A 2,976-nucleotide genomic window follows, 5' to 3' on the forward strand; every position below is an offset into this window, starting at 1 on the left:
TAAGAAATATTGATAAGGTAGGGTTACAGGATCGAATTTATGTCCTAAAGACACGTGGTGTGCATCAAACTAATTTATTTTGTGGCAGGTGTCAGCCACTAGATAGGAAATATCAGATAAGTAAAGAATTATTAACAGGCATTAAACAAAATAGAACAATAGGGGGTCTATTGTATAGATAAATATATCTGTGAAATACTCGGAAAATTCTCAGCTGAGAAATTATTCAAGATTTTCTGAATGCTAGTTAAATATTATTCCAGCCAGTATTTCGGAGCTATTTTGAGGGAATAATAGCTCCTAAGCTTTTAATTCAATACAACAGCATGTTGTATTGATAGACAAGTGGGTGCTGAGACAAGGCCCATTACAAATTTAAAAAAGTATCTTCTTTTTTGTTATTGTCTAGTGAAATGCTAGAGTTAAAAGTGTTATTGAGTGATTGTACCAGGCCTTTGGCGCGTGTTTTTATCATGTCTAATGTTTCCATGACTTCTGTAGTCCAGCCTACAGGTTGTTCGTAAGGCAATAGAATACGCCAAAGTGTTAAACTTTTTTCAAATAGTGCGGGCAGGTTTTCGATCAAGCCTAATTCAGTCTGGCGTTCTAATAGTTTTTTACTGATAAATTTAGCATGTACTTTACTGCTATAAATATGGAATGGGATAAGAAATACGATCAGTAAAAACAGACCGATGGAAGCGACAAATGGATCTAGAAGAAGTGCTACTAATCCAAATGAAATTTCACCTGCTACCAGGGACAGTGCAATTAAACTAAGTATTAATATTACGGTGAAATGTGTGCGGTCTTTCCATAGTCTTATGGCTTTTTTTACTTCACTTATGACAACAGAGTCGAATTCATCTATATGGCGCTCTAGAGTATGCAGGATGCGATAGGCGCTCTCTACATCGATATTAGTAAGCTTTTGTTCTATAGCTTGCTGGTTATTTGACTCTGTACTCTGTTTTAATACAAAAAATTGACCTGCCTGCAGACCTAAGTTACTTAACTGTTGTTTCCAGCTAGCGAGGTCTACGGTATTCGCAGTACCCGGGGGCTGGTTAATCACATAGATAAATTTCCCTGGATTATGACTTTGTGTCGTCATATTCAGGAAAGGAGCAAGCGCGGGACGGTAATCTTCCAGATTAGGCTCGCTGGCATCAAAAAACACAAAAACAAGATCAGAAAGAGTTGCCGCATGCTCACGGAGTAGAGCAACACCTTCAGGCTTTAAGTTTGCTGAAAAACCAGGAGTGAGAATAATGGTTTTGTCTTTTAATTTGGGACTATTATTGGTTTTTAGCTCGAGGTAGGTGTTTATATTACGACTTTCACCTTTTTCTATCTGCTCCAGACGGTCGCTGATATGGTAAAAGGGAAAACGTGGATCACCGTCTACAGCTGTACCTGGCAAGGACATCGGGGTTTCGTCTGCACGGTGAATAAGTACTGTAAATTGCGCATGGTTACCATAGGAATCCATTGCTGGTATTGCAGTATCTAAATAACGATTAATAAAATCATCACGTCCTGATGATGGGTCACCGATCACTGTGATGATGGGGGACCAGGATGTTTTATTAGCTAATGAGTCATCCATACCTATAAGTCCAAGATCAAAAGCAACTTGATCCAGTTCATGATAAAGCCTGAACGCCTGTAATAATGCTGGATTTTTATCCGCGAGTTGTTGTTCTATATGGTGCAGCGAGGAGCTTACAGATTTTTCAGTTGTACTCATTAGATTAGAACCGTTTGGTCAATGATTTAGTTTCGGGGAGTCGCTATTCAGGCGATTTTTAAGCGCTATAGGTACGTTGAATATATTTTTCAACAATCTCTTGAAACTCTTCAGCAATTTTATCACCTTTTAAGGTGACGGTTTTTTCGCCATCTTCATAGACTGGTGCAACAGGAGATTCGCCAGTGCCAGGTAGACTAATACCTATATTGGCATTTTTACTTTCACCAGGTCCATTAACAACACAGCCCATAACAGCGACTTCCATTTCTTCTACACCTTTGTATTGATCACGCCAGGTTGGCATTTGTTCGCGCAAGTAATTCTGGATATCCATCGCTAATTTTTGAAAATAATCACTGGTTGTACGACCGCAGCCAGGACAGGCAATAACCATCGGTGTAAACGAGCGAAAACCCATAGTTTGCAGAATTTCCTGACCAACAATCACTTCCTTAGTTCGTGCCGCACCAGGTTCTGGTGTTAAGGAGATACGAATGGTATCACCTATGCCTTGTTGCATTAATACTGAAAGTGCTGCTGAAGAAGCGACGATACCTTTAGAGCCAATACCTGCCTCAGTTAGACCTAAGTGTAATGTATATTCGCAACGCTTAGAAAGATCCTGATAGATACTGATAAGTTCCTGTACATTACTGATTTTACAGGAAAGGATGATTTTGTTTTTTGAAAGGCCATAAGACTCAGCGGCAGCGGCACTTTCTAATGCAGAAACAATAATAGCTTCACGGGTGATTGCAGGTAATTCTTCAGGTTCAGCTTTTTGTCTGTTTTCATCAAGAAGTCGAGTTAGTACAGACTGATCTAAACTCCCTCCATTAACACCTATACGTACAGGTTTGTCGTATTTAACTGCACATTCAATCATTTGCTGAAATTGAGCGTCTCGTTTAGAGCCTTTGCCTACATTACCAGGATTGATTCTGAATTTCCCCAATGCTTTTGCGCATTCAGGATATTTATCTAAGAGTTTATGTCCATTAAAATGAAAATCACCCACCAGAGGAACTGAAAACCCATTAGCATCCAGTTGTTTGCGTATTTCAGGAACTGCCTGAGCCGCTTCTTCATTATTGACCGTAATGCGTACCAATTCTGGGCCCGCATTGGCAAGTTCCATAACCTGTTTTACCGTAGCTTCTATATTGGCAGTATCGGTATTAGTCATGGACTGAACAACGATTGGCGCAGCGCCGCCAATTTTT

The 2,976-nt window shown here is 39.8% G+C and carries 3 protein-coding genes; 1 reads left to right on the forward strand and 2 read right to left on the reverse strand.

Features of this window, described 5'->3' with window-relative positions; all coding sequences use genetic code 11:
- Positions 1 to 182, forward strand: a 182-nt coding sequence (locus CDZ78_RS22680; RefSeq protein WP_211200764.1) for a hypothetical protein, incomplete at its 5' end; no start/stop codon positions are given.
- Between the two features lie 185 nt (positions 183 to 367).
- On the opposite strand, the gene CDZ78_RS10580 is transcribed toward CDZ78_RS22680, so the two are convergent.
- Together CDZ78_RS10580 and ispG are read right to left on the reverse strand one after the other, a co-directional pair.
- Complete coding sequence (locus tag CDZ78_RS10580) at positions 368 to 1,750, reverse strand: P-loop NTPase family protein (protein ID WP_087869984.1); 1,383 nt, start codon at positions 1,748 to 1,750, stop codon at positions 368 to 370.
- Positions 1,751 to 1,808: 58 nt separating this feature from the next.
- Positions 1,809 to 2,976 (reverse strand): flavodoxin-dependent (E)-4-hydroxy-3-methylbut-2-enyl-diphosphate synthase (ispG, locus tag CDZ78_RS10585; RefSeq protein WP_087869985.1); only part of this gene is annotated, 1,168 nt, incomplete at its 5' end.

This window comes from Bathymodiolus platifrons methanotrophic gill symbiont, from assembly GCF_002189065.1.
Taxonomy (GTDB): Bacteria; Pseudomonadota; Gammaproteobacteria; order Methylococcales; family Methylomonadaceae; genus Methyloprofundus.

Bases quoted from the DNA above. Each gene is read 5' to 3' on its own strand.
- CDZ78_RS10580 (WP_087869984.1), bottom strand. From the start codon at position 1,750: ATGAGTACAACTGAAAAATCTGTAAGCTCCTCGCTGCACCATATAGAA.